Origin of the sequence: Conexibacter sp. CPCC 206217, from assembly GCF_030646165.1 — a bacterium.
Lineage (GTDB): Bacteria > Actinomycetota > Thermoleophilia > Solirubrobacterales > Solirubrobacteraceae > Conexibacter.
This window is the reverse complement of the sequence record NZ_JAUTDO010000005.1, coordinates 122,334-144,886: the sequence shown is the minus strand read 5'-3', so window position 1 is coordinate 144,886 and position 22,553 is coordinate 122,334. Positions and strand designations below refer to the sequence as shown.

At 72.1% G+C, this 22,553-nt stretch carries 20 protein-coding genes; 5 read left to right on the top strand and 15 right to left on the bottom strand.

Going from position 1 to position 22,553, the window contains the following annotated elements:
* Positions 1–2 precede the first annotated feature (2 nt).
* From Q7L65_RS14800 to Q7L65_RS14775, 6 genes are all read right to left on the bottom strand, one after another.
* Positions 3–329: a DUF2149 domain-containing protein gene (locus Q7L65_RS14800; RefSeq protein WP_304722240.1), complete on the bottom strand. Its 327-nt coding sequence runs from the start codon at positions 327–329 to the stop codon at positions 3–5.
* Positions 329–1,018: a MotA/TolQ/ExbB proton channel family protein gene (locus Q7L65_RS14795; protein WP_304722238.1), complete on the bottom strand. Its 690-nt coding sequence runs from the start codon at positions 1,016–1,018 to the stop codon at positions 329–331. Before Q7L65_RS14795 ends, Q7L65_RS14800 begins: the two co-directional genes overlap by 1 nt.
* Positions 1,015–2,538, bottom strand: coding sequence for a PKD domain-containing protein (locus tag Q7L65_RS14790; RefSeq protein WP_304722237.1), 1,524 nt, complete (start codon positions 2,536–2,538; stop codon positions 1,015–1,017). Before Q7L65_RS14790 ends, Q7L65_RS14795 begins: the two co-directional genes overlap by 4 nt.
* Positions 2,535–4,280 (bottom strand): substrate-binding domain-containing protein, encoded by a 1,746-nt coding sequence (locus Q7L65_RS14785; RefSeq protein WP_304722236.1) that lies wholly within the window; start codon positions 4,278–4,280, stop codon positions 2,535–2,537. The genes Q7L65_RS14790 and Q7L65_RS14785 overlap by 4 nt, the downstream gene beginning before the upstream one ends.
* A 99-nt stretch (positions 4,281–4,379) precedes the next feature.
* Positions 4,380–5,897, bottom strand: a complete 1,518-nt coding sequence (locus Q7L65_RS14780; RefSeq protein WP_304722235.1) for an aldehyde dehydrogenase — start codon at positions 5,895–5,897, stop codon at positions 4,380–4,382.
* Between the two features lie 102 nt (positions 5,898–5,999).
* Positions 6,000–6,560, bottom strand: coding sequence for a PadR family transcriptional regulator (locus tag Q7L65_RS14775; protein WP_304722234.1), 561 nt, complete (start codon positions 6,558–6,560; stop codon positions 6,000–6,002).
* Between the two features lie 243 nt (positions 6,561–6,803).
* On the opposite strand from Q7L65_RS14775, the gene Q7L65_RS14770 reads away from it, so the two are divergent.
* The 3 genes from Q7L65_RS14770 to Q7L65_RS14760 are packed head-to-tail and all read left to right on the top strand — an operon-like array spanning position 6,804 to position 9,939.
* Complete coding sequence (locus Q7L65_RS14770; protein ID WP_304722233.1) at positions 6,804–8,450, top strand: acyl-CoA dehydrogenase family protein; 1,647 nt, start codon at positions 6,804–6,806, stop codon at positions 8,448–8,450.
* On the top strand, positions 8,447–9,358 hold the full coding sequence (locus Q7L65_RS14765; RefSeq protein ID WP_304722231.1) for a crotonase/enoyl-CoA hydratase family protein: 912 nt from the start codon (positions 8,447–8,449) through the stop codon (positions 9,356–9,358). The genes Q7L65_RS14770 and Q7L65_RS14765 overlap by 4 nt, the downstream gene beginning before the upstream one ends.
* Complete coding sequence (locus Q7L65_RS14760) at positions 9,355–9,939, top strand: TetR/AcrR family transcriptional regulator (RefSeq protein ID WP_304722230.1); 585 nt, start codon at positions 9,355–9,357, stop codon at positions 9,937–9,939. The genes Q7L65_RS14765 and Q7L65_RS14760 overlap by 4 nt, the downstream gene beginning before the upstream one ends.
* Before the next feature lie 51 nt (positions 9,940–9,990).
* Here the strand turns inward: Q7L65_RS14760 and Q7L65_RS14755 are convergent, their stop codons facing one another.
* Genes Q7L65_RS14755 through Q7L65_RS14730 form a run of 6 tightly spaced genes read right to left on the bottom strand, consistent with a single transcriptional unit; the run spans position 9,991 to position 16,188 of the window.
* A complete protein-coding gene (locus Q7L65_RS14755) occupies positions 9,991–11,253 on the bottom strand; it encodes an SfnB family sulfur acquisition oxidoreductase (protein ID WP_304722229.1) in 1,263 nt (420 codons plus the stop codon).
* On the bottom strand, positions 11,250–12,323 hold the full coding sequence (locus tag Q7L65_RS14750; RefSeq protein ID WP_304722228.1) for an ABC transporter substrate-binding protein: 1,074 nt from the start codon (positions 12,321–12,323) through the stop codon (positions 11,250–11,252). Before Q7L65_RS14750 ends, Q7L65_RS14755 begins: the two co-directional genes overlap by 4 nt.
* Positions 12,324–12,381: 58 nt before the next feature.
* Positions 12,382–13,467, bottom strand: a complete 1,086-nt coding sequence (locus tag Q7L65_RS14745) for an ABC transporter substrate-binding protein (protein ID WP_304722227.1) — start codon at positions 13,465–13,467, stop codon at positions 12,382–12,384.
* Between the two features lie 47 nt (positions 13,468–13,514).
* Positions 13,515–14,594: an LLM class flavin-dependent oxidoreductase gene (locus Q7L65_RS14740; protein WP_304722226.1), complete on the bottom strand. Its 1,080-nt coding sequence runs from the start codon at positions 14,592–14,594 to the stop codon at positions 13,515–13,517.
* A 41-nt stretch (positions 14,595–14,635) separates the two neighbouring features.
* Positions 14,636–15,418, bottom strand: coding sequence for an ABC transporter ATP-binding protein (locus Q7L65_RS14735; RefSeq protein WP_304722225.1), 783 nt, complete (start codon positions 15,416–15,418; stop codon positions 14,636–14,638).
* On the bottom strand, positions 15,415–16,188 hold the full coding sequence (locus Q7L65_RS14730; RefSeq protein ID WP_304722224.1) for an ABC transporter permease: 774 nt from the start codon (positions 16,186–16,188) through the stop codon (positions 15,415–15,417). The genes Q7L65_RS14735 and Q7L65_RS14730 overlap by 4 nt, the downstream gene beginning before the upstream one ends.
* Positions 16,189–16,268: 80 nt before the next feature.
* On the opposite strand from Q7L65_RS14730, the gene Q7L65_RS14725 reads away from it, so the two are divergent.
* Positions 16,269–17,474 (top strand): acyl-CoA dehydrogenase family protein, encoded by a 1,206-nt coding sequence (locus tag Q7L65_RS14725; protein WP_304722223.1) that lies wholly within the window; start codon positions 16,269–16,271, stop codon positions 17,472–17,474.
* On the opposite strand, the gene Q7L65_RS14720 is transcribed toward Q7L65_RS14725, so the two are convergent.
* The 3 genes from Q7L65_RS14720 to Q7L65_RS14710 form a co-directional block, all read right to left on the bottom strand.
* Positions 17,437–18,399 carry an amidohydrolase family protein gene (locus Q7L65_RS14720; RefSeq protein ID WP_304722222.1) on the bottom strand — a complete coding sequence of 321 codons (963 nt, stop codon included), beginning with the start codon at positions 18,397–18,399 and terminating at the stop codon, positions 17,437–17,439. The two genes, Q7L65_RS14725 and Q7L65_RS14720, sit on opposite strands and share 38 nt — an antisense overlap.
* A 131-nt stretch (positions 18,400–18,530) precedes the next feature.
* Positions 18,531–19,775 carry a ZIP family metal transporter gene (locus tag Q7L65_RS14715; protein WP_304722221.1) on the bottom strand — a complete coding sequence of 415 codons (1,245 nt, stop codon included), beginning with the start codon at positions 19,773–19,775 and terminating at the stop codon, positions 18,531–18,533.
* Positions 19,775–20,848 (bottom strand): multicopper oxidase domain-containing protein, encoded by a 1,074-nt coding sequence (locus Q7L65_RS14710; protein ID WP_304722220.1) that lies wholly within the window; start codon positions 20,846–20,848, stop codon positions 19,775–19,777. The genes Q7L65_RS14715 and Q7L65_RS14710 overlap by 1 nt, the downstream gene beginning before the upstream one ends.
* A 127-nt stretch (positions 20,849–20,975) precedes the next feature.
* Between Q7L65_RS14710 and Q7L65_RS14705 the strand changes: the two genes are divergently transcribed.
* Positions 20,976–22,553 (top strand): multicopper oxidase family protein, encoded by a 1,578-nt coding sequence (locus Q7L65_RS14705; protein WP_304722219.1) that lies wholly within the window; start codon positions 20,976–20,978, stop codon positions 22,551–22,553.

The following is a 22,553-nucleotide window of genomic DNA, read 5'->3' as shown; positions in this document are numbered from 1 at the left end:
GCTCATCTCCCCGTCACGTAGACGAGTCTGCCGTCGGCCAGGCGGAAGACCGAGCCGACGCGCGCGCCGCTGCCGGCCGTTCTCTGGCCGGACAGTCTCAGCGTTCTGAGCTGCTCGCCTCTCTTCACGATGATCGCCTGCCCTGACGGCGTCTGGCGCACCAGCGTGATGTCTCTCTTCGTCAGCAGGTCGGTGATGTCGAGCGACTGCAGTGCGGCGAGCAGGAATGCGACCGCCAGCACGAGGCCGAGGTCGAACATGTTGACGAGGCCGTCGAGCGGATCCCCTGCGCGATCGGCGTGCCGCTGGGCGCGCGGCGTGACGCGCATCAGCCGACCACCGCCGGGGGAGGCGCGGGCGGATGCTGGCCGAGCACGGCGGGGGCGGCCGGTGCCGACGGCTCGATCGAGGCGCCGATGTACTCCAGGTCGGAGAGGTCCTGCGCGTAGAGGCGGTCCTTCACGAGCGCGATCCCGAAAGCGATCGCGCCCGTCATCAGGCCGAGCACTGTGACGCTGAACGCGACGCGCAGGTTGTCGGTCAGCTCCTGCACGTCGCCGTTGGCGAGGCCGGCGAGCGCGGGCGAGAGCGGGATCAGCGTGCCCATCAGTCCGAGCGCCGGGCCGGCGCGCACGAGCAGCCGCGGCCGCTCCAGCCGCCGCAGCGACTCGAGGTCGAAGTCGGCCACCGCCTTCGCCATCCCCTGCTCGCCGCGCGGCGCGGCGACCTGACGCAGCATCCGCTGCACCGCGCTGCGCATCCGCTCGCCGGAGACGACCGCTTCCAGCGCCGTCGCGGCCGCGGCGCGGTCGCCATGCGCGAGCGCCTCGGCGGCGGCACCGGTCGCGCGCTCAAGCGCCGCGGGCGTGTGCCGGCGGCGGCGCAGCAGCTCGACGGCCAGCGTGCCCAGCTCGACGAGCACCAGCGCGAGCGCGACCAGCGCGAGGATCAGCACCGGCACGCGCAGCGCGCTCGACACGTCGAAGATGACGTCCTCGATCGAGGCGAAGGGGATCATCGAAGCCGCATCCTACGGACCGACACCACGCCCGCCTCCCGCGCGACGCCGAGTCCGACCAGGCAGGCGACCGCGAGCACGCCGAGCAGCCACCAGCGCGTCGGCGGTGCTCCGCCGCCCGACGAGCGCGCCATCTCCTGCCGCCGGGGATCCCCTGTGTGCGGCGCGGTCGCGGCCGCCAGCTCGCGCGCGCTGACACCGGCGGAGGCGAGCAGGATCCCGGAGACGTGTTCCAGCCTGCCCCCGTTGCCGCTGTCGCCGCCTCGCCTGCGCGTACGAGCGCCCGCGCGCTCGCCCGGAGCGCGTATCTCAGCGCCGCCCGCGTCGTCCGTGCCGATCAGCGGGCCGGGCTGCGGGACCGTCGTGGCGGGCGGGGACGCCGGCGGCGCGGTGGACGGCTGCGGCTCGCTGGCGGCTCGCTCCGGTCCGCCGTCGCCCGTCCGCGTCGCGCGCTCGCCGCCGCGCCGGTCCTGCGGGGCGGTCGCCGCCGGCCCAGTCGTGCGTCCGCGCGGGCTGCCGCCCGCTGCAGCGTCCCTGTTGTCGCGCGGCCCGCTCGCCGGCCCCTCGAGCCGTCCCCTGCCACCGCCGGTCGTCGCCGGCGCCACGCCGCCGGTCGGTCCCCCGCCACCGGCCGGATCGCCGCCGGCCTGTGGAGACGGCGGCGCGGGCGGCGACGGTTGACCGGGCGGCGGGTCGCCACCGCTTCTGGCCGGGTCGCCGACCTGTACGGGCACCTGCGCGACGCCGACGCCGCCGTCGGAGGCAGTCAACGTGACGGTCGCCAGGTAGGAGCCGTCGGCGGTGTAGGGGTGCGTCGGCGCCGCGGTCGCGGCCGTGGCACCGTCGTCGAACTCCCAGCGCCAAGTCGCGGTGACGCCGTCCGGCAGCCCCGGGGCGCGAGCGTCGAACTGCGCCGACTGGCCGGCGGTCAGCTGCCCGTCCGGGCCGTCCGCATCCACCTGGTAGACCGTTGTCGAGGTCGCGATCGTCACGCGCAGCGTCTCCCCGCCACCGACGTTGACCTCGTCGTCGCCGTTGGGGTCCGTCTCGCTGCGCGCCGGTCGGAAGAAGCGTATGGCCCCGCCGTCGTAGCCCTCGCCGAACGTCGCCGGGTGGGGCGAGCCGCGGTCGGGATAGCCGTCGAACCCGTGCACGACCTCGCGCCGACTCAGCTCAATCGGCGGGCCGGACGGGCGGGAGACCGTCAGCTCGTCGACTGCGGCAGCCGGCACACCCGCCAGCTCGGCCAGCTCAGCGGCCGTCGCACCGCTGTGCGGGTACGCGGAGTCGAAGGCGCCGCCGGACGTGCGCCGGTAGGCGTAGTCGGTCACCGAGCTGGCCGCCCGCCTCAGCCGACCGAGGCTGAGGAAGGCGGTCGAGCCGGAGCCAGCGCCGCCGATGACCGTGACGCTGACGCCGCCGGCATCGCTGCCGGCGGCGTCGGATGACGTGGGCGCCCACGCGACCGGCGTCAGCGCCGCCAGCGCCGCAAGGGCACCGAGGCGGCGGATCGCGCTCAACGGAGAGCGGCTCTTCTCGCTCTTCTGGATCTGCCGGCTCTTCTGGATCTGCCGGCTCTTCTGGATCTGCTGGCTCTTCTGGACGCGATTCTCACGCCGAGCGTCTGCGTGCGCGCGTTGCCGGCGCTGTCGCGCAGCACCACTCTCACGCGGTACGCGCCCGGCGTCAGGGCTCTGCGCCAGCTCAGTCTCACGACGCCGGCCCGCGCCGCTCTGCCGTTCGCGTTGCGGACCGCGACCCATCTGACGACTGTACGGACGCGTCTGCCGCGACGCACTCTTCTGACGCTGCGCTTCAGCACGGTCGCTCTGATGCTCGCCGGCTCAGAGACGCGCAGCGACAGACCGCGGGCCGTCAGCGACGGGCGCGAGGCGAGCGGGGCGAGCGTGTCTCTTCTGGCGACCGGCCCGATCGGAGTCGGCGTCGGCGGCGCAGTCACGGCGGCGACCGTGCCGAGCTCCTGCACGTTCGGGCTCAGCTGGTTCCACGTCGTCGCTCTGAACAGCGGCATGCTGATGCGGAAACGGGTCGTGGCCGAGACCGTCGGCGAGAACGAGACGCGACCACTGGCGTCGGTCGGCTGCGGCGCACCGGCGTCGCTCCAGTTCGCGCCGTTGTCGGTCGACTGCTGCAACTGGACCTGCATGCCCGTGATCGGGAGCGAGCCGGGCACCTTGTTGGCCAGCTGCAGCGTGACCGGCACGGCCGTGCCCACGGTGGCCGTCTGCGGCAGCGCCGTGACGGGCGTGACCGACGCGAACGCATCGGAGCGGAAGGCCGGATCGACCGCGCTGGGGAACGCATCGACAGCGGCCTGGAAGGCGGGCGAGACGAGGAAGTCGACGAACCGTCTGGCGGCGGCGACGTTGACCGCGTATCTGTCGGCGACCTTCTCCGGGTTGACGATGTAGACGCTGAACGGGTTGATCAGCAGGTCCTTGCCGCCGCGCGTGCCCTCCGCGTTGTTCTGGCTGACGATCGTGAGATTCGGGATCGCACCTCTGTCGCGGTAGTTGTTGAACGTGCCGCGGTCGACCATGATGTAGCAGCCGCCGGCGGGGAACGTGGCAGACGGGCAAGCCTCGGCCCGCGTCAGCGCGTCGCCCTGGCTGAGGGTCGTGGTCGCCTTCCCGTACCAGGTCGGGTAGCTGCCGTCTCTGGCAGGCGTTGCCGGCTCGAAGCGCGTCGTGTCGCCGCCGGCGTTGGAGGCGGGCTGCTTGGTGGCGTCGCCCAGCCCCCAGATGATCTGCTCCTGCACATTCGTGCCGGAGTTGTCACCGCGCGAGACGTAGCTGGCTCTGCCCGCCTCGCCGGTCGCAGCGACCGCCTCGAAGGCGGCGACCACGTCGTGCGGCGCGGTCGCGGCCACTCTGGCCGGATCGGAGGTGGGGCCGACCAGGACGTAGTCGGAGTAGAAGATGGCGCGCCCGCCGGCCGGCTCCAGCGAGTACCCGTCGGCGATGAACTTCTCCTCGAGCGAACGGGCGTGCGTGATCACGACGTCCGCCAGGCCTCTGCGCGCGTTGTCGAGCGCGGCTCCCGTGCCGACCGCGACGTAGGACAGCTCGTCACCGGGGTAGGCCGCTGCATAGAGCGGTCTCAACAGGCCGTCGACCAGCCCGGCGTCGCGCGTGTCGGTCGTGCTCTGGATTCTGATCGTGTCGGCCGACGCCGCCGGCGCCGCGACCGCCGCGACCAGCGCGGCGGCTGCCAGCGCCTTGAAGAACCTCTGTCTCGCCATGCTCACCTCGTTGCTCGGTGGGGCGGTGGCGCGTGCGCACGCACGCGCCACCGGAGGTCAGCCAGACTACCAACAGAATGAGTAGCCGACCAGGTTTGATCACATATCCCGTGGCGGCCAGGTCGGGATCTCGCCGCGGCCGGAGGGGATCCGGACGTTCTTCGCGCGGACGAACTCGTGCAGCGTCTCGGCCATGTTCTCGCGGCCGAAGCCGCTGCCCTTGACGCCGCCGAACGGCGAGCCCAGGAACGAGCGGCGCATGTAGTTGTTGACGAACACCATCCCGACCTCGAGGCGGTCGGCGATCCGCTGCGCGCGCATCACGTCGCGCGTGCAGATCGCGGTCGTGAGGCCGTACTCGGTGTCGTTGACGATCGCGATCGCGTCGTCCTCGTCGTGGAAGCGCATCACGCAGGCGATCGGACCGAAGATCTCCTCCTTCGCGAGCGTCATCTGCGGCGTCACCTCCGCGAGCACGGTCGGCGCGACCCAGTAACCGTCGCGCAGCTCCTCGTCCGCGGGCAGCGCCGCCTGCGTGACGAGCCGCGCGCCCTCCTCCAGGCCGATCCGCAGGAACTCCAGCACTCGCTCGTGCTGTCTGGCGTCGACCATCGGGCCGACGTCGGTGGCGGGGTCGAGCGGCGCGCCGACGACGAGCTGCTCGGTCGCGGCCGCGAAGCGGGTCAGAAACTCGTCGTGCAGCGAGTCGTGCACGAGGATCCGCGCGGTCGAGGTGCACGCCTCGCCCTGGTTGTAGAACATCCCCTCCATCGCGACGTCGACCGCGATCTCGAGGTCGGCGTCGTGCAGCACCATCAGGGCGTTCTTGCCGCCCAGCTCCATCGTCGCGAACGTGAGGTTCCTGGCGGCGGTCTCCAGCACGCGGCGGCCGGTCGCGGTCGCGCCCGTGAAGGTGATCCGCTCCACGCGCGGGTGCCCGGCGAGCGCGGCGCCGGCGGCGAGGCCGGGAACGGCGTTGAGGACGCCGGGCGGCAGCACCTCGTTGGCCAGCTCGACCAGCCGCAGCACCGTCAGCGGCGCCTGCTCGCCCGGCTTGACGACGACCGTGTTGCCGGCCGCGAGCGCCGGCGCGCACTTCTTCGTGAAGTGGATCGGCGGCCAGTTGAACGGCAGGATCGCCGCCACGACGCCGTACGGCTCGAAGATCACGCGCGCCTCGATCGGCCCCTGGTCGATCACCTGGCCGTGCAGCGTGTCGGCGAGGCCGGCGTAGTAGTCGTAGCCGGCGTGGCTGTAGGAGAGGTCGAAGCGCAGCGCGTCGCGGCGCGGCTTGCCGACCTCGCGCGCCTCCAGCTCGGCCAGCTCCGGCAGGTGCTCGCGGATCTTCTGCGCGACTCTGCGCAGCAGCGCGCCGCGCTCACGCGGCGAGCGGTCGCGCCAGTCCTCCTCGTAGGCGCGGCGAGCGTCTCTCACCGCGAGGTCGACCAGCTCCGCGTCAGCCGACACCACGCGCGCCAGCTCGCCGCCTGTCGCCGGCTCCGTGACGACGAACGTGTCGCTGTCGCCGGACTCCACGAACGCCCCGCCGACGAACGCGCCCCAGACCTTCGCCCCCGGGTCGGAGGTCGCCGTCGTGACCGTCTCCACGCTGCTCATACGCTCTTCCCTCTCCTGGGTTGCAAACGTTTGCAGGCGCAAGTGTACAGGTACTCATGGTGTGAGTAGAGGCGGGCTGCGAGGGGTCCGGTGCGGCGGCGATCAGCGCGCGACGGGCGTCGCCGCGGCGGACGCCGGCTCGCGCGCGAGCAGCTCGTCGACGAAGCGCAGGCCGGCGTCGGCGCTGATCCGGCGCCAGCGGATCACGTCGGCGAGCGGGCCGGGGTCGGCGGCGAGCTGCGCGTCCAGGTCGGCCAGGCGCGCGAGCAGAATCTCGCGCTGCTGCCCCAGCAGCGGCCCGAGCGGTCTGCGGCGGCGGCGCAGGAAGGCGATCTTCAGCAGCAGCTCGGAGCGCAGGTCGCGCGGGCGCAGGACCGGCTCTCTCAGCCATCTCGCGACCAGCCGTCTCGCTCTCACGGTCGCTCTCAGCTCGGTCCGTCTCGGTGCGCGGTCGCCGGGCGTCGTCGCGTTGACCTCGACGAGGCCGAGCGACTGCATCACGCTCAGCGCGCGATAGGTGAGCGGCTGCCCGAGCGACCAGATCTGGCCGATCTCCCCGTCCGGCGCCATCGCGGCCGCGAGCGCGTAGCCGTGACGCGGCCGCTCGCACAGCAGCGCCAGCACCGCCCACTCGCCGATCGACAGCTCTCTCTTGACGCGCACCCGCCGAGCATACGATCGACGCCGCGCCCGCGCGAGCCGCGCCGCGCCGGGCGAGGACCGAAGGATTGCTGTCGCTCTACAGCAGTAACCCTTCGGTCCTCGCCAAACCGCGTGCTCGGACCGATGTGAACCGGGATTCACGCAGGCGCGCTAGGCTGTGAATCCCGGTTCACGCGGACGCCCGACCGCGACCGAGCCGGCTGCCGACTTCGAGCTCGGGCACACGTGGGGAGGGAGCGCGGGATGAGCACCACCGCCGAGCCGACAGCAGCAGAGACGGTCGATCCCGCTCGCACGGTCCGCAATCAGGCGCCGCCTTTGCAACCGGTCAACTTCTTCGACGCCGACCTCGCGCTGCAGGAGGCGCTGAAGCGCGAGGGCGCTGGCTGGGCCGAGCAGCGTGCGCGGGAGATCGGCGGCGCCGCGGGCAGTGTCGAGGCGCGCGAGCACAGCGTCCGCGCCGAGCGCAACGAGCCGCGGCTCGTCACCCACGACCGCTGGGGCAACCGCGTCGACCAGGTCGAGCTGGATCCGTCGTGGCACGCGCTGCTGCGCGGCGGGATCGAGCGCGGGCTCGCCGGCCTGCCGTGGCGCGAGCCGCAGCCCGGCGCACACGTGCTGCGCGCGGCGATGTTCGGGCTCTGGTCCAACGCCAACGGCGGCGTGATGTGCCCGATCTCGATGACCTACGCGGTCGTCCCCGCGCTGCGCGACGGCGCGCCCGCGCTGGCGGCGCAGTGGGAGGAGCGGCTGACGCGGCCCGACTACGACGGCGGCGCGCTCGCCGGCATGGCGATGACCGAGCGCCAGGGCGGCTCCGACGTGCGCGCGAACATCACGACCGCGACCCCGGCCGGCGGCGACGAGTACGAGCTGCACGGCCACAAGTGGTTCTGCTCCTACCCGCCGTGCGACGTCTTCCTCGTGCTCGCGCAGGCGCCCGCGGGGATCTCCTGCTTCCTCGTCGAGCGCGGCCCGGGGATGGAGTTCCAGCGCCTGAAGGACAAGCTCGGCACGCGCTCGCTGCCGTCGTCGGAGGTCGAGTTCCGCGGCATCCGCGGCCGTCTCGTGGGGACCGAGGGCGGCGGCGTGAAGGCGATCATCCGGATGGTCAACCACACGCGGCTGGACTGCATGATCGGCTCGACCTCCTCGATCCGACGCGGCACCGTCGAGGCGATCCACCACGCCCGCCACCGCAGCGCGTTCGGCGCGCTGCTGGTCGACCAGCCGGCGATGACGAACGTGCTCGCCGACCTCGCGCTCGAGTCGGAGGCGGCGACCGCCGTCACGCTGCGGATCGCGCGCGCCTACGACGAGGACGACGCCGCCTTCCGCCGCTTCGCGACCGCGACGATGAAGTACTACGTCTGCAAGCGCTCCTCGCCGCACGCCAACGAAGCGCTCGAGTGCCTCGGCGGCAACGGCTTCGTCGAGGACTCCGGCCTGCCGCTGCTGTATCGTGACGCGCCGCTGATGTCGATCTGGGAGGGCTCCGGCAACGTCGCCGCGCTCGACGTGCTGCGCGCGCTCGGCAAGGAGCCCGAGGGCCTGCCGGCGTTCCTCGCCGAGTGCGCGCTGGCGAGCGGCGCCGACGCGCGCTTCGACGCGCACCTGCGACTGGCGACCGAGCAGGCGCAGGCCCTGTTCGACCGCTCCGACACGCGCGACCTGGCGGTGCGCGCCGCCGAGGGCCAGTACCTCGCGCGGCGAATCGTCGAGGACCTCGCCGTCGCGCTGCAGGCGAGCCTGCTGCTGCGCTTCGCTCCGCCCGCCGTCGCCGACGCCTTCTGCGCCGCCCGCCTCGGCGGCGGTGGCGGCCGCGCGTACGGAACGCTGCCCCTTGGCGTGGACGCGCGCGCGATCGTGGATCGGGCGCTGCCGGCGTGAAGACGCTCACGTACGCGGTCGCCGACCGCGTCGGGCGCATCACGCTCGACCGGCCGGCGCGCGGGAACGGCCTCACCCCGCTGCTGCTGCACGAGCTGCAGGCGACCGTCGAGCAGGCGGATCTCGATCCGGCGGTGCATGTGATCGTGCTGGCTGGGAACGGGAAGGGGTTCTGCGGCGGGTACGACCTGGTCGAGGCGGCCGAGGGGGAGGTGGGGGTGGGTGTTGAGAACAGCCAGTTCTCAACACCCGGCTCACCGACCGAGCCCGCCACGATCGCGCGCAACCACGATCCGTCGCGCGCGTGGGATCCGATGGTCGACCACGCGATGATGAGCCGCAACGTGCGCGCGTTCATGTCGCTCTTCAACACCACGACGCCGGTCGTCTGCAAGGTCCACGGCTTCTGCGTCGCGGGCGGCACCGACCTCGCGCTCTGCTCCGACCTGCTCGTGATCGCCGCCGACGCGAAGATCGGCTACCCGCCGGCGCGCGTGTGGGGCTCGCCGACGACGGCGCTGTGGGCGCAGCGGATCGGGGCGCAGCGGGCGAAGCGGCTGCTGTTCACCGGCGACTGCCTGTCGGGCAGCGAGGCGCTCGAGTGGGGGCTGGCGATCGAGGCGCCGCCGGCCGCCGATCTGAACGCGCGCACGGAGGCGCTGGTCGAGCGGATCGCGCGGATGCCGCGTAACCAGCTCGCGATGATGAAGCTGCTGATCAACCAGCAGACCGCCTCCCAGGGTCTGCCCGCGACGCAGCTGATCGGCACGCTCTTCGACGGCATCGCCCGCCACACCCCCGAGGGCTACGCCTTTCAGCAGCGTGCCGCCGAGGCCGGTTTCCGCACGGCGGTGGCCGAGCGCGACGAACCGTTCGGCGACGCGGAGGCGTCGACGTTCAAGGGATGAGCGTCTTCGTCGCTCCCACCCGCCAGCGCCTCCTCGACGCGGCCCGCTCCGTCGTCGAGGAACGCGGCTACGGGGGTGCCTCGGTCGTCGCGATCGCGGAGCGGGCCGGGGTCGCGAGCGGGACGCTCTACCGCCATTTCCCCTCCAAGGCGGAGCTGTTCGTGGAGGTCTTCCGCGACGTCTGCGAGCGTGAGATCGCGTCGGCGACGCGGGCGGCCAGATCGGTCGAGGCGGCGGTCGACAAGCTCGACGCGGTGCTGGCCAACTTCGCCCGCCGCGCGCTCGCGAATCCCGTGCTCGCGTGGTCGCTGATCGCCGAGCCGGTCGATCCGGCGGTCGAGCAGATCCGGCTCGACTACCGCCGCACCTACACCAGACACGTCGAGCGCCTGCTGAGAGCCGCGATCCGCCAGGGCTCCGCGCCGCCGCAGGACACCGCGATCGCCGCCGCCGCGCTCGTCGGCGCCGGCAACGAGGTGCTCGCCGGACCGCTCTCCCCCCTCGCCGGCACCCGACGCGACACGGCCAGATCGATCGACGCCCTGCGCACCGTCTGCCAGCGCGCGATCGGGGCGGCCTGACGCGACGCACGCCGGTCGCCACGCGATCGACGGCGCAGCGACGGCGCCGCGTCAGACCAACGTATGCCCGACCGGCGGCGCGACGCCGTCGACCAGATGCCGTCCCAGGTGGACGTGCTTGGAGCGGGCGGGGTCGTGGAGGGTGTGGGTGCGGGCGTTGCGCCAGTGGCGGTCGAGGCCGTGGCGGGCGTCGGCGGCGCTGCTGCCGGAGACGTCGAAGATCTGCGAGGCGACGTGCAGCGCGGTGTCGCCCGCGAACGCCTTCGCGGCGGCGACCTCCAGGCGCGCGGCGGTGATCGCGTCGAGGTCGCCGGGTGCCGCGTCGGCGGCGTCGAGCGCGCGGGCGGCGCTCGCCAGCAGCGCCTCGCACGCGCGCACCTGCGCGTCCAGCTCGCCGGCCAGCCGCAGCAGGTGCGGATCGTCCGCCGCGCGCTCGACGTCGGCCTCCCACCACGGCCGCGCGCGCTCGCGCAGGAAGGCCGCGCCGTCGTCGAGCGCGCCGCGCGCGATCCCCGCGTCGACCGCGACGTGCATCAGCTGGCCGAACGCGGCGAACGTGTCCGGTTGCGCGCGTTCCCCGCCGTCGCCGCGCTCCCCATGCGACAGCGCCCGCGACACGACGTGCTCGTCCGGCACCACGACGCCCTCCAGCGTCGTCGTGCCGCTGAACGTCGCGCGCTGGCCGAAGACGTCCCAGTCCTGGTCGACCGTCACGCCCGGCGCCTCGCGCGGGACGTAGGCGACCGCGACCTCGTCGGCGTCGTCGAGCGCGAAGACCGGGATCCACTGCGCCGTCAGCGCACCGGTCGAGTAGTACTTGCGGCCGTCGAGCCGCAGGCTGCCGTCGGGCTGGCGCGCCAGGCGCGTGACCCAGTCGCGCGACGTGCGGCCGCCGCGCTCCGACAGCGCGTTGCCGAGCCGCGCGCCGCGCAGGAACTCGGGCATGAAGAACTCGCGCTGCGCTTCGCTGCCGGAGCGCACCAGCAGCTCGACGAACGCGAAATGGTTCTGCGGGATCTGGCCGATCGCCGGATCCGCCGCGGAGATCAGCCGGAAGACCTCCGCGACCGTCGCGTTGCTGACGCCGGCGCCGCCGTAGGCGACCGGCACGCGCGCACCGAGCAGACCGGTGCGGGCCAGCTCGCGCAGCTCCTCCCCGGGCAGTCGCCGCGAGCGGTCGCGCTCCACGGCATCCGGCCGGATCGCGTCGGCGTACGCCGACGCCGCGGCGACCGCCTCCTCGTCGGAGGCGATCGTGCGCACGTCGTCGGGGACCGACAGGTCGACCTGCGCGCCTGCGGTCGCGCCGCTCATCTCGCCGCGTCCGCCGAAGGCGTCGTGGCGTCGTTGAACTCCGACAGGAAGACCTCGTCGGCTCTGACCGGCTGCGACACGATTCTCGCCTCGACCAACTCGTCGATCACCGGCTGCTCATGCGCGTAGAAGGCGTCGTCGACCGTCTGCAGCCCTCTCGCGCCCTCCCCGTAGGTCGCTCTGATCGCCTCCTCGCTGAAGCCGACCTTCGGCGCGACCAGTCTCGCCTGCTCGTCCGGGTGCGCCTGGATCCAGGCGATGTTGTCGGCGACCGCCTGGATCACCGCTCTGATCGCCTGCGGCTTGCTCTCGATCGCGTCGGTCGTGGCGACGTACGGGTAGAGGTTCTCGGTTCTCATGTCGCGGCAGGTCGCGATCTCGCGGCCGCCGGTCTGCTGGACGATGTCGGCCAGGTTCGGGTCGATCGTGTAGTACGCGTCGACCTGTCCGGTCTGGAACGCCTTGTTGGCGGCCGGCCCGGAGATCTCGACGATCTGGAAGTCGCTCTCCTTCAGCCCCGCCTGCTTGATCTGGTGCAGGAAGGAGATGTAGGAGTTGGTCGAGCGCAGGAACGCGAGCTTCTTGCCCTTCAGGTCCGCGAACGTTCTGACGGTGCTGTCTCTGGGGACGATCAGGCCGCAGTTGAGGTCGTTGGGCTGCGTCACCGCGACGGCCTTGACCTTGCCGCCGTTGACGTAGGACTGCACGGCGCCGACGTCGCCGATCTCGGTCAGGTCGATCTTGCCGCCGTTGAGCGCGGTCAGCATGTCGGTGAAGACCGGGAAGTACTTGTATTCGACCTTCACGCCGGGCGGCTGCACGTCGCGCGCCCACAGCGTGCTGAGGTAGCCGAAGTTGCGCGGCACGCCGACGGTGATCGTGACGGGCTCGGCGGAATCGGAATCGCCGCCTGAGCCGGAGTCGGCGGTCGTCGACGCGGCCGCGGTGCTCGCCGACGAGGAGCCCCCGCCGTCGTCGGACGAGGAGCCGCACGCCGCCAGCAGCACCGCTGCGAGCAGCATCGCGGACAGCAGGGACAGGCGCCGGACGGCGCCGGTGGGGAGAGACACTGGGGTTGGTTCCTTTCGAGGAGTGGGGGCTTGCGTCAGATCAGGCGGGTGCGGCGCGTCAGGCCTCGGCCGCGAGCAGCTCGCGGGCGGCCTGCAGCGGCGCGGGATCGACCCACGCGCGCACGTCGAAGGCGTTCTCGATGAAGCCGTGCGCCAGCAGGAACGCCTGCTGCGACTCGATCGCCGCGACGAGGTCCTCGTCGAGGCTCGGCGTCAGGTTCGCGTGGATCTCGCGCGGGTAGCCGGGCAGCACGAAGTCCTCCGCGATGCCGACCTCGTGCGCGATGATGCGGCGCGTCTGCACGGGGTTCTCGCGCGCCCAGTCGGCGGCGCGCAGCGTCGCGGCGAGGTAGCGCGCGACGAGATCGGGGCGCTCGTCCAGCAACACGCCGCTGACCGTCAGCGTCGCGGGCGTGATGTTGTTGATCTTCAGCGCCGGGTCGTCCTGCGCCTGGATGTCGAAGACGACGTGCACGCCGGCGAGCGCCTCGAGGTCCGGGCCGCGTCCGCCGGCGATGTAGATCGCGTCGACCTCGCCGCGGATCAGCGCGAGCACCTCGGTCGACTGCAGGCGGCGGTTGGTGTAGGCGCCGAACAGCGAGCCGCTGTGCGACTCGCCGCCGTCGGGCAGGTAGCGCTCCGCGACGGGCAGGTCGACGAGCGTGACGTCGTCGAGGCTGAGGCCGACGTGGCGCAGCGTGCTGTCGTAGCCGCGCAGCACGGTCGCGCGGTGGAAGTCGATCTGGTCGTTGACGCGGCGCGCGAGCGCGAGGCGCTTGCCGGCGAGGTCGGCCGGGCCGTCGATCCCGTTGCCGGGCAGCGTCACGATCGCCTGGTACTGCTCGGCCCACGAGAGGCCGATCAGCCGCACGTCGCTGCCACGCGAGCGCGTCCAGATCGGCGGGATGTTGCCGCCCTGGCGGAACGAGTCGCCCTGCGTGTGGTCGAAGTGCGACTCGCGCACGGCCGTCTCGACGCTGGCGCGCAGCGACGCGACGGTGATCCCGTCGGGCGCGAACTCGTCGTCGAGCCAACCCTGCGAGATCGCGAGGCTGGAGGCGGTCGGCACGGGGCAGCGCGTGTACCACAGCTCGCTGACGGCGCGCGCGGACGACGAGCTGGCCTGCTCGGAGGTGAGGCTCATGAGAGGGACTCCTGTGAGAGGTGTGGTGGGTGGAGAAGAGAGGGGTGCTACGCCGCTGCCGCTGCCGCTGCCGCTGTGAGCGTGAGAGCGCGCACGCGCGGGATGACCTCGGCGCCGAAGCGCTCGACCTCGGTCTCCAGCGGCTGGAACTGCAACATGAACAGCTCGATCCCGGCGGCCGAGAAGGCGGCGATCCGCTCCGCGACCTGGTCGTAGCTGCCGACGAGGCCGGCGAGCGTGCCGCCGTTGGTGCCGACGCGCGGCACCCCGGCGTTGACTCTCATCATCGCCACGGCGGGATCGGTGCCGGCGCGCAGGCGGCTCTTGTCGTCGAGCGCGCTGAGCGCCAGCAGCCGTTCGAACTCGGCCTGCGCCGCGTCCTCGTCGGGGCGCGCGATCACGAACGCGGCGAGGCCGAAGCGCAGCGGGTCGGCCAGGCGCGGGCGCCGGCGCAGGTCCTCGATCAGCGCGACCGTCTCGTCCAGCGGCCGGCCGTTGATGAAGAAGACGTCGGCTGAATTGGCGGCCAGCTGACGCGCGGGCTCGGACTCGCCGCCGAAGTAGACGGTCGGGCCGCCGATGCTGGTCGGCCCCGGGCGCAGCTGCAGGTCGTCGATCGCGAAGCGCTTGCCGCTGTGGTCCACCGTCTCGCCGCGCAGCAGCGCGCGCACGACCTGCAGCCACTCGGCCGACAGCTCGTAGCGCTCGTCGTGCGGCGGCATCTCGATCCCGAGGTGACCCATCTCGGGTCTGAACCACGCGCTGACGAGGTTGATCGCGAAGCGCCCGCCGCTGATCTGGTCGATCCCGAGCGCGAGCTTCGCCAGCACCGCCGGGTGAAACAGCAGCGGCTTGACCGCCGCGATCAGCTCGATCGACTCGGTCGCCTCGGCCAGCGCGGCGGCCGCGGTCCACGTCTCCAGCACGTCGAACTCGGCGCTCGGGTTGACGATGTGCTCGGCCAGCAGCACGGAGCCGAAGCCGGCCTGCTCGGCGCGCAGGATCACGTCGCGGGTGCGCGCGTAGCTGGCGTCCGGCGGGTCGTCGGGATGCGTGCGCGCGCCCCACGTGCCGTAGACCGGCGCCCACACCCCGAAGCGGGGAGCGGTGTCGCTGTGCTGCGTCATCTCAATGTGCCTTTCGTGTTCTCTTCGGTGCTTCGCGTCTGTCAGCCGTCGTGTGCGCTGAGGCTGGCGTCGACGTCGGAGACGCCGAGGTCTTCGAGGATCCGCACGCGCAACTGCTCGAAGCGCTCGTCGCGGCGCGAGCGCGGGCGCGGCATGCCGACCTCGAACAGGTCGGCGACGACGCCCCTGTCGAGCACCGCGATCCGGTCGGCGAGCAGGATCGCCTCCTCGACGTCGTGCGTGACGAGCAGGACGGAGAAGCCGCGCTCGCGCCACAGCCCGCTGACGAGCGCCTGCATCCGCAGCCGCGTGAGCGCGTCGAGCGCGCCGAACGGCTCGTCCAGCAGCAGCACCGACGGGTCGCGCGTGAGCGCTCGCGCCAGCGCGACGCGCTGCGCCTCGCCGCCGGACAGCGTGCCCGGCCAGGCGTCGGCGTGGTTCTCCAGGCCGACGTCGGCGAGCGCCTTGATCGCGCGCTCGCGCAGCTGCGCCTTCTTGCCCGAGACGCCGAAGACGACGTTCTCCCACACGTGCGCCCACGGCAGCAGGCGTGCGTCCTGGAAGCCGAACGCGACGCGGCCGTCGACGTCGATCGTGCCCTCGTAGCCGCTGTCGAGCGCGCCGATCGCGCGCAGCAGCGTGCTCTTGCCGCAGCCGCTCTGCCCGACGATCACGACGAACTCGCCGGGCGCGACGGTCAGGTCGATGCCGCGCAGCACGGTGCGATCGCCGAAACGCCGCTCGACGCCGCGCGCGGTGACGGCGGCGGCGGGCGCGGCCGTGGTCGCCGCGACGGTGGTGGTGTCGTTCGCGAGCGTGCTCATGCCGACACGAAGTCCTTTCGCCAGCGCAGGGCGCGGTATTCGACGGTGCGCACGAGCGCCTCCATCAGGAGCCCGAGCAAGGCGTAGATCACGAGGCCCATCACGATCACGTCGGTCTCGAGGTACTGCTGGCCCTGCATGATCAGGTAGCCGACGCCCTTGTCGGCGTTGACGGTCTCGGCGATCACGAGCGACAGCCAGGCGATCCCGAGCGAGAAGCGCAGGCCGACGAGGAACGACGGCAGCGCGCCCGGCAGGATCACCTTGCGGATCACGCCCCAGCGGCCGACGCCGCAGGCGCGCGACAGCTCCGCGAAGCGCGGGTCGACGCTGCGGATCCCCTTGTGCAGGTTGAGGTACACGGGGAAGATCACGCCGATCACGACGAGGCCGACCTTGACGCCCTCGCCGATCCCGAGCCAGACGATCAGCAGCGGCAGCAGACCGAGGAACGGCAGCGTGCGCAGCATCTGCAGCGGCGCGTCGACGAGCTCCTCGCCGATCCGCGAGAGGCCGGCGACGAGGCCGAGCACGGTGCCGATGCTGACGCCGATCGCGAGCCCGATCAGGACGCGCCGCAGCGAGGTGAGGATGCTCGGCCAGAGCTGGCCGTTGGCCGACAGCTCGCGGGCCGCGTCCCAGACCTGGACCGGCGAGGCGAGCGTGCTGCCGTCGATCCAGCCGGCCCACGACGCGACCTGCCACAGCAGCAGCAGCGCCACGACGACAGCGGCTCGGCGAGCGAGTCTGATGAGGGTTGAAGTGGACATCGGCGGCAAGGCTGGCACGCATTGTCACCTTTGTCAATCGGGATTATCAGGTATTCTCAGTCTTCACCGTGACGATTGACGTGACTGACATCCCATCCGGAATTGAGAGCGTCGAGCTGGTGCGTCTGCTCGAGGAGATCGCGGCGGGCGCCGCCGAGCGCGAGCGGCTGCGGATCGCGCCGCACGAGCAGATCCGCCAGCTCGGTCGCGCGGGCCTCGGCGCCCTGCGCGTGCCGCGCGCCCACGGCGGCGCCGAGCGCTCGCTGCGCGACCTGTTCGCGTTCGTGATCCGGCTCGCCGCCGCCGACTCGAACATCGCCCAGAGCCTGCGCGCGCACTACCACTTCGTCGAGGGGCGACTCGCCTCCGCCGACCAGGCCCAGCGCGACCGCTGGCTGCCCGAGGTCGTGCGCGGGACGATCTTCGGCAACGCCACGGTCGAGCGCACCACACGCGACATCTTCGGCTTCGAGACGACGCTGACGCCGAGCGCGAACGGCGACGGCAGCCACGTGCTGAGCGGGACGAAGTACTACTCGACCGGCAGCCTCTACGCCGACCGCGTCACGGTCGCCGCGATGCTGCCGGACGGCAGCGTCGGCTCCGCGATCGTCCCGGCCGACCGCGACGGCGTCACGCTGGAGGACGACTGGGACGGCATGGGCCAGCGCCTCACCGCCAGCGGCACGTCGCGCTTCGAGGACGTCCTGGTCGCCGCCGACGAGCTGCTGCCGAGCCCGATCGGCAGAGCGGCAGCCGCGCCCCGCTCCGCCTTCCTGCAGCTCTACCTCGTCGCGGTGATGGCGGGGATCGTGCGCAACGCGGCGACCGACGCGGCGCGCATGGCGCGCGAGCGCAGACGCACCTTCAGCCACGCCTCCGGCGAGCTGCCGCGCGTCGACCCGCTCGTGCAGCAGGTCGTCGGGCGGATCGCGAGCGATGCGTTCGCGTGCGAGGCGGTCGTGCTGGCGGCCGCCGCCGGGCTCGACGCCGCGGCCGCGTCGGCCGGCTCGACCGCCGACGGCGCACCCGATCCCGACGCCGTTCACGAAGGCGCGCTGCTGACCGCGCAGGCGCAGGTCGTCGTCGCCGAGCTGGCGCCGCGCGCCGCCGAGCTGCTGTTCGACGCCGGCGGCGCCTCCGCGACCAGCCGCGAGCAGAACCTCGACCGTCACTGGCGCAACGCCCGCACGATCGCCTCCCACAACACCGCGATGTACAAGGCGCGCGCGATCGGAGATCTCCTGATCAACGAAGAGCGGCTGCCGACGAACGGGTTCTTCTGAGCGCCAACAATCGTCGGGCGTTCCCGCCGGCGACAAGCGCCGAGGTCTCCGCGTCGGCGCCCGCCTGCGCGAGCATCCGTTCCACTCGCTCACGCGAGGCGTCGCGCCACATGATCGGCCAGTCGCTGCCGACGACGACCTGCTCGGGACCGAGCAGATCGAGCGCGAAACGGGTTGCCGCCGGATCGAATCCCATCGTGTCGATCGTCAGGCGGGAGCGGCCGGTACTGGCGAGAGGCCGCTCCGCATCCTCCGCGTCGAGGAAGTTCGCCAGCAGCAGCGCCGCGCCCGCGATGCCGGCGAGCACCAGCTGCAACCCGTCCAGCTCCGCGATCGTCCCACTCGCCAGCAGCGACAGCGTGCTGAGCGCGGACTCGCTGCCGCGGGCGAGCAGCACGCCGGCGCCGCCGACGTCGGCGTAGCGCTGGGGCAACTGCGGCGGGTTGACCGGGTGCGCGAAGACCGGGATCCCGCGCTCGGCGCAGTACGCGAGCGTCGGGCGCGCCTGCGGGGCGGACAGCAGCAGCTCCCCTTGGGCGGCGTCGACGACGATTCCCGGCAGGCCGAGCTGCTCGACCGCGCGCCGTGCCTCCTCCGCCCCCGCGTCGCCGCGGAACGCATCGACCGTCGCGAGCGCCGCGAGGCGGCCGTCGTGGCGCGCGACGGCATCCGCGAGCGCGTCGTTGACGCGCGCCGGCAGCTCGTCGAGCGGGACCTCGGCGGCGGGCGCGACCGTCGAGTAGACGGCGTTGACGACCTTCACGTCGGTGCCGGCCGCGGACGCGGCCTCGAGCTGCGCGTCGAGGTCGGTCAGCAGCTCCCAGCGCCGCGCGAGCGCGGGCGTGGCGGTGGCGGCGGGCCTGCGCGAGACGACGCCGGGCGGGAACCAGTGACCGTGGAAGTCGACGATCTCGTACGCGCTCATGGCGGCCAAACTAGCACCATCTCAACAAACTCGACCGTTTCAGTCTGGAATTGGATCGAGCGCGGTCCCGCGCCTACCCGCGCCGCGCGCGAGACGAGCCCGCGCCCGTCTCGTGACGGTCGACGTCTGCGTCAGACGCTCACGAGCAGCCCAGTCAGGTACAGCGCGACGGCACCCGCGGCGATCGCGGCGGCGGTGGCGGCGTCGAGCACGCGGCCGGCGGTGTCGCGCAGGCTCGGGACGAGCTGGACGATCACCCGCACGATCGCGCCGACGCCAATCCCCAGCAGGAACGCCGACAGCTCCGCGTTGTCGACCGAGGCGCCGATCAGCGCGCCGACGATCGCGGGGGCGCCGGCGATCAGGCCGAGGCCGAGCAGCTTCGGCGGCGCGACCCGTCTGTCCGCCAGCGGCGCGACGATCGCGATCCCCTCGGTCGTGTTGTGGATCGCGAAGCCGACGACGAGGAAGGCGCCGAGCGCCAGCTCGCCGACCGCGTAGGCAGAGCCGATCGCGAGCCCCTCGCCGAGGTTGTGCAGCCCGATCCCGAGCGCGACGAGGAAGGCGAGGCGCAGGCCGGAGCTGGACGCGGACGCGCCCGCTCGCTCTCGCCGCCCGCTCACCCAGCGGTCGACCGCCGTCAGCGCGAGGTAGGCGAGCGCGATCCCGAGGAAGACCAGCTCCGTGCCGCCGAACGCGCCGCCCGAGGCGTTCGCGAGGTCGAGTCCTTCGAGCGTGCCGTCGAGCGCGAGGAACGCGAGCAGCCCGACGGTGACCGCCATCAGGATGCGGATCCACTGCCCCGACGCGCGCCGCAGCGCCGGCAGGAACAGCATCCCGAGCACGACCGGCAGCACGCCGACGTAGGTCCCGAGCAGCACCATCAGGCCGAAGAAGCCGCTGTCGGCCTTGGGCGTCTCGACGGCCGCGGCGATCTGATGCTCGATCACGAGGCCGGTCGAGGTCAGCAGCGAGACGAGGTATGGCTGGCCCTCCTGCCACGGGTAGTCGAGCACGAGCGTGTCGCGCTCCAGCCGCCCGACCGCGTCCTCGGCGCCGGCGCGCACGTCGACGTAGGCGTCGTTGACGAACGCCTGCGCGACCGTGACCGCGTCGGGGCCGACGTTGCGCAGCGTCAGCTCGATCTCGCCGGGGCGCAGGACGGTCCGCTCGACGGCCAGCTCCTCGATCGGCGGGCCGGTCCGCTCCGGCAGCGAGTCGCCGCCGACGACGGCGAGCGCGAGCAGCGATGCGCTCACGACGACGAGCGCCGCGAACGCGAGCAGCCAGGCGGGGAAGCGGGGGGAGCCGGACGCGCTCGGCGGCGCGGCCGGGGCCGGCGGGGTGGGTCCGGTGGACGACGTCGCGGCCTCCATCAGACGACCTCGAACATGCCCATCCAACCGAGCTCCGCGAACTCGGTCTTGTGCGCGTGGAACATGAACTGCCCGGCGTGCGGGAAGCGCAGCTCGAGGATCCCCCGCTGCGCCTGCGCCTGCATCACCGTGTCGGTGAACTCGACCGGCTGCAGGCTCGTCCCGGTCGGGAAGTAGTGGAAGAAGTTGCCGTGCAGGTGGAACGTGTTGACCGGGTCGTACTCGAGCACGTTGACGAGGTAGATCCGCACCAGCTCGCCGCGTCTGACCCGCACCGGCTCGTGCATGTAGTGGAAGGGGATCCCGTTGACGGCGTAGAGCTGGTTGCCGGCGCCGTCGAAGGTCGTGTTCCAGCCGTGCTGGACCATCACCAGCTCGTCGGCTTCGGGCCGCCCCTCGCTCGGATCGACGATGAACGTGCCGTACAACCCGCGCGCGATGTGCTCGGCGAGCGGGCCGACGTGGCAGTGATACAGGTGCAGGCCGAACGGCTCGGCGTCGAACTCGTACGTCGTCGTGCCGCCGGACTGGATCACGCCCGCGCCCTGCCCCGGCACGCCGTCCATCTCGGACGTGTGGATCCCGTGGAAGTGCATCGTGTGCGGGTGGCGCGAGCCGTTGACGAATCTGATCCGCAGCAGCTCGCCCTCGCGGCAGCGCAGCGTCGGCCCCGGGACGCGGCCGTTGAACGTCCAGGCTCCGAACGTCACGCCGGGCGCGACCTCGACGTCCTTGTCGGCGGCGTAGACGGTCCACTCGCGCAGCACGCGACCGCTCGCCAGCCGCGTCGTCCTGCCCCAGTCGAAGTCGCGCAGGATCTCCGTCGGGTCGAAGCCGTTGGCGACGTGGTCGACGGTCGTCCCGCTGCGGAACATCGGCCCGTTGACGCCGCCGCCGTGCACCATCGCCGGGCTTGCGGCGGCCGTCGCGGCGCCGCTCGCCGTGCCGCCGCTGCCGCCCGCGCCGTGCCCCGCGTGTCCCTGGCCACGGGCGATGCCGGTCGTCGTGAGGGCGGCGCCGGTGGCGCTTGTGAGTCCGCAGAAGAGAAACTTCCGCCGGGATGTCTTCCGCATAAGCCGAACCTTTACATATTCTTGGCTGCCGCTCAAGTTAGATTTTGTTGTTCCAAAATCACCCGCGATCCTCTGCACTCATGCGCATTCGTCAAATACCGACCACTGACCGGTATACGTTCCCCGCGTGAGAACGCGCAGACAGGGACCAGCCGCGCCCACGAAGCGGACGCTTGCCGTCGCGCTCGTGACGGCGCTCGCCGCCGCGACGACGCTCGTCGCCTGCGGCACGCAGGAGGAGCAGGGGCGCGGCACAGCCGCGCCGAAGGCGAGCGCCGCAGCCGCCGCGGAGTGGACGCCGGTCGCCGGCCTGCCGCTGACCTCGCCCAAGCAGATCTACAGCAGAAACGGCGTGCTGAGAGTGACGCTCGAGGCGAAGCGGGGAGCGGTCGAGGTCTCCGGCGCGCAGGTCACGGCGCAGTCGTTCAACGGCAACCTCGTCGGACCGACGCTGCACGTGCGCCCGGGCGACACGCTCGACGTCACGTTCAAGAACCAGACCGACCAGGACACGAACATCCACTACCACGGCCTGCATGTCAGACCGACCGGGATCTCCGACAACGTCTTCCGGATCTTCACGCCCGGAAGAACGGTGCGCTCGATCGTGAAGCTGCCGAGCGACCATGCGGCCGGCACGCTCTGGTACCACGCCCACCTGCACGGCCTCACCGAGGGTCAGGTGATGGGCGGCATGTCCGGCCTGCTGATCGTCGAAGGGCTCAACAGACTGCTGCCGAGACCGCTGCGCAGGATCACCGAGCGCCAGCTCGCGATCCGCAACGTGCAGACGAGCGGCGACGCCGTCGTCGACGAGGGCAGAAACGTCAGCGGCCAGACGCCCGGCCCGCTCACGATCAACGGCCTGCTGATGCCGAGATTCTCGATCAGATCCGGCGAGACGCAGCTGTGGCGCCTGGCCAACATCGGCCCGGACATCTTCTACGACGTCGCGCTGCCCGGCACCACGTTCACCGTCGTCGCCGAGGACGGCACGCCGGTCTGGACGACGTTCAAGACCGACCACCTCGTGCTCGACCCCGGCAAGCGCTACGACGTGCTCGTGCAGGGCGGCAGACCGGGCACGTACACGCTCGAGACGCGCAAGTACGGCGGCGGCTTCAACCGCCCGCGCAGAGACCTCGCGACCGTCACCGTGACCGGCCCGCAGGCGCCCAGAAGCGCCTACGCGAGGCTGCCGAAGAGCATCGACACGCCGAGCACGCCGATCGGCAGAATGCCGGTCGCGCGCAGACGCAAGTTCGTCTTCACGTTCGGGACGAGCAGAACGGGCGGCTTCGAGGCGCTGATCAACAACCAGATGTTCAGAGACGGCGTCAACAACGTCGTGCCGATCCTCGGGACCGTGGAGGAGTGGAAGCTCGTCAACAGATCAGACGAGGAGCATCCGTTCCACATCCACGTCAACGACTTCCAGGTGATGAGCGTCAACGGCAGGCCGTACCACGCCAGAGGCCTGCAGGACATCGTCACGATCCCGGTCGGCGGCAACGTCGTGATCCGCAACCCGTTCCGCGACTTCACCGGTCACTTCGTCTTCCACTGCCACATCCTCGGCCACGAGGACGCGGGGATGATGCAGACGGTCGACGTGATCAGAAGAGGCGAGAGACCGACCCCGCCGCCGCTGATGCACGGCGGCCATGACGGCATGGAGGGCATGGAGGGCATGGACGGGATGTAG

Excerpts from the sequence above, each read along its gene's own strand:
- Q7L65_RS14715 (WP_304722221.1), bottom strand. The coding sequence starts at position 19,775 with ATGGAGGCCGCGACGTCGTCCACCGGACCCACCCCGCCGGCCCCGGCC.
- Q7L65_RS14785 (WP_304722236.1), bottom strand. The coding sequence starts at position 4,280 with ATGGCGAGACAGAGGTTCTTCAAGGCGCTGGCAGCCGCCGCGCTGGTC.
- Q7L65_RS14735 (WP_304722225.1), bottom strand. The coding sequence starts at position 15,418 with ATGAGCACGCTCGCGAACGACACCACCACCGTCGCGGCGACCACGGCC.
- Q7L65_RS14780 (WP_304722235.1), bottom strand. The coding sequence starts at position 5,897 with ATGAGCAGCGTGGAGACGGTCACGACGGCGACCTCCGACCCGGGGGCG.
- Q7L65_RS14740 (WP_304722226.1), bottom strand. The coding sequence starts at position 14,594 with ATGACGCAGCACAGCGACACCGCTCCCCGCTTCGGGGTGTGGGCGCCG.
- Q7L65_RS14730 (WP_304722224.1), bottom strand. The coding sequence starts at position 16,188 with ATGTCCACTTCAACCCTCATCAGACTCGCTCGCCGAGCCGCTGTCGTC.
- Q7L65_RS14770 (WP_304722233.1), top strand. The coding sequence starts at position 6,804 with ATGAGCACCACCGCCGAGCCGACAGCAGCAGAGACGGTCGATCCCGCT.
- Q7L65_RS14760 (WP_304722230.1), top strand. The coding sequence starts at position 9,355 with ATGAGCGTCTTCGTCGCTCCCACCCGCCAGCGCCTCCTCGACGCGGCC.
- Q7L65_RS14755 (WP_304722229.1), bottom strand. The coding sequence starts at position 11,253 with ATGAGCGGCGCGACCGCAGGCGCGCAGGTCGACCTGTCGGTCCCCGAC.
- Q7L65_RS14800 (WP_304722240.1), bottom strand. The coding sequence starts at position 329 with ATGCGCGTCACGCCGCGCGCCCAGCGGCACGCCGATCGCGCAGGGGAT.
- Q7L65_RS14710 (WP_304722220.1), bottom strand. The coding sequence starts at position 20,848 with ATGCGGAAGACATCCCGGCGGAAGTTTCTCTTCTGCGGACTCACAAGC.
- Q7L65_RS14795 (WP_304722238.1), bottom strand. The coding sequence starts at position 1,018 with ATGATCCCCTTCGCCTCGATCGAGGACGTCATCTTCGACGTGTCGAGC.
- Q7L65_RS14745 (WP_304722227.1), bottom strand. The coding sequence starts at position 13,467 with ATGAGCCTCACCTCCGAGCAGGCCAGCTCGTCGTCCGCGCGCGCCGTC.
- Q7L65_RS14720 (WP_304722222.1), bottom strand. The coding sequence starts at position 18,399 with ATGAGCGCGTACGAGATCGTCGACTTCCACGGTCACTGGTTCCCGCCC.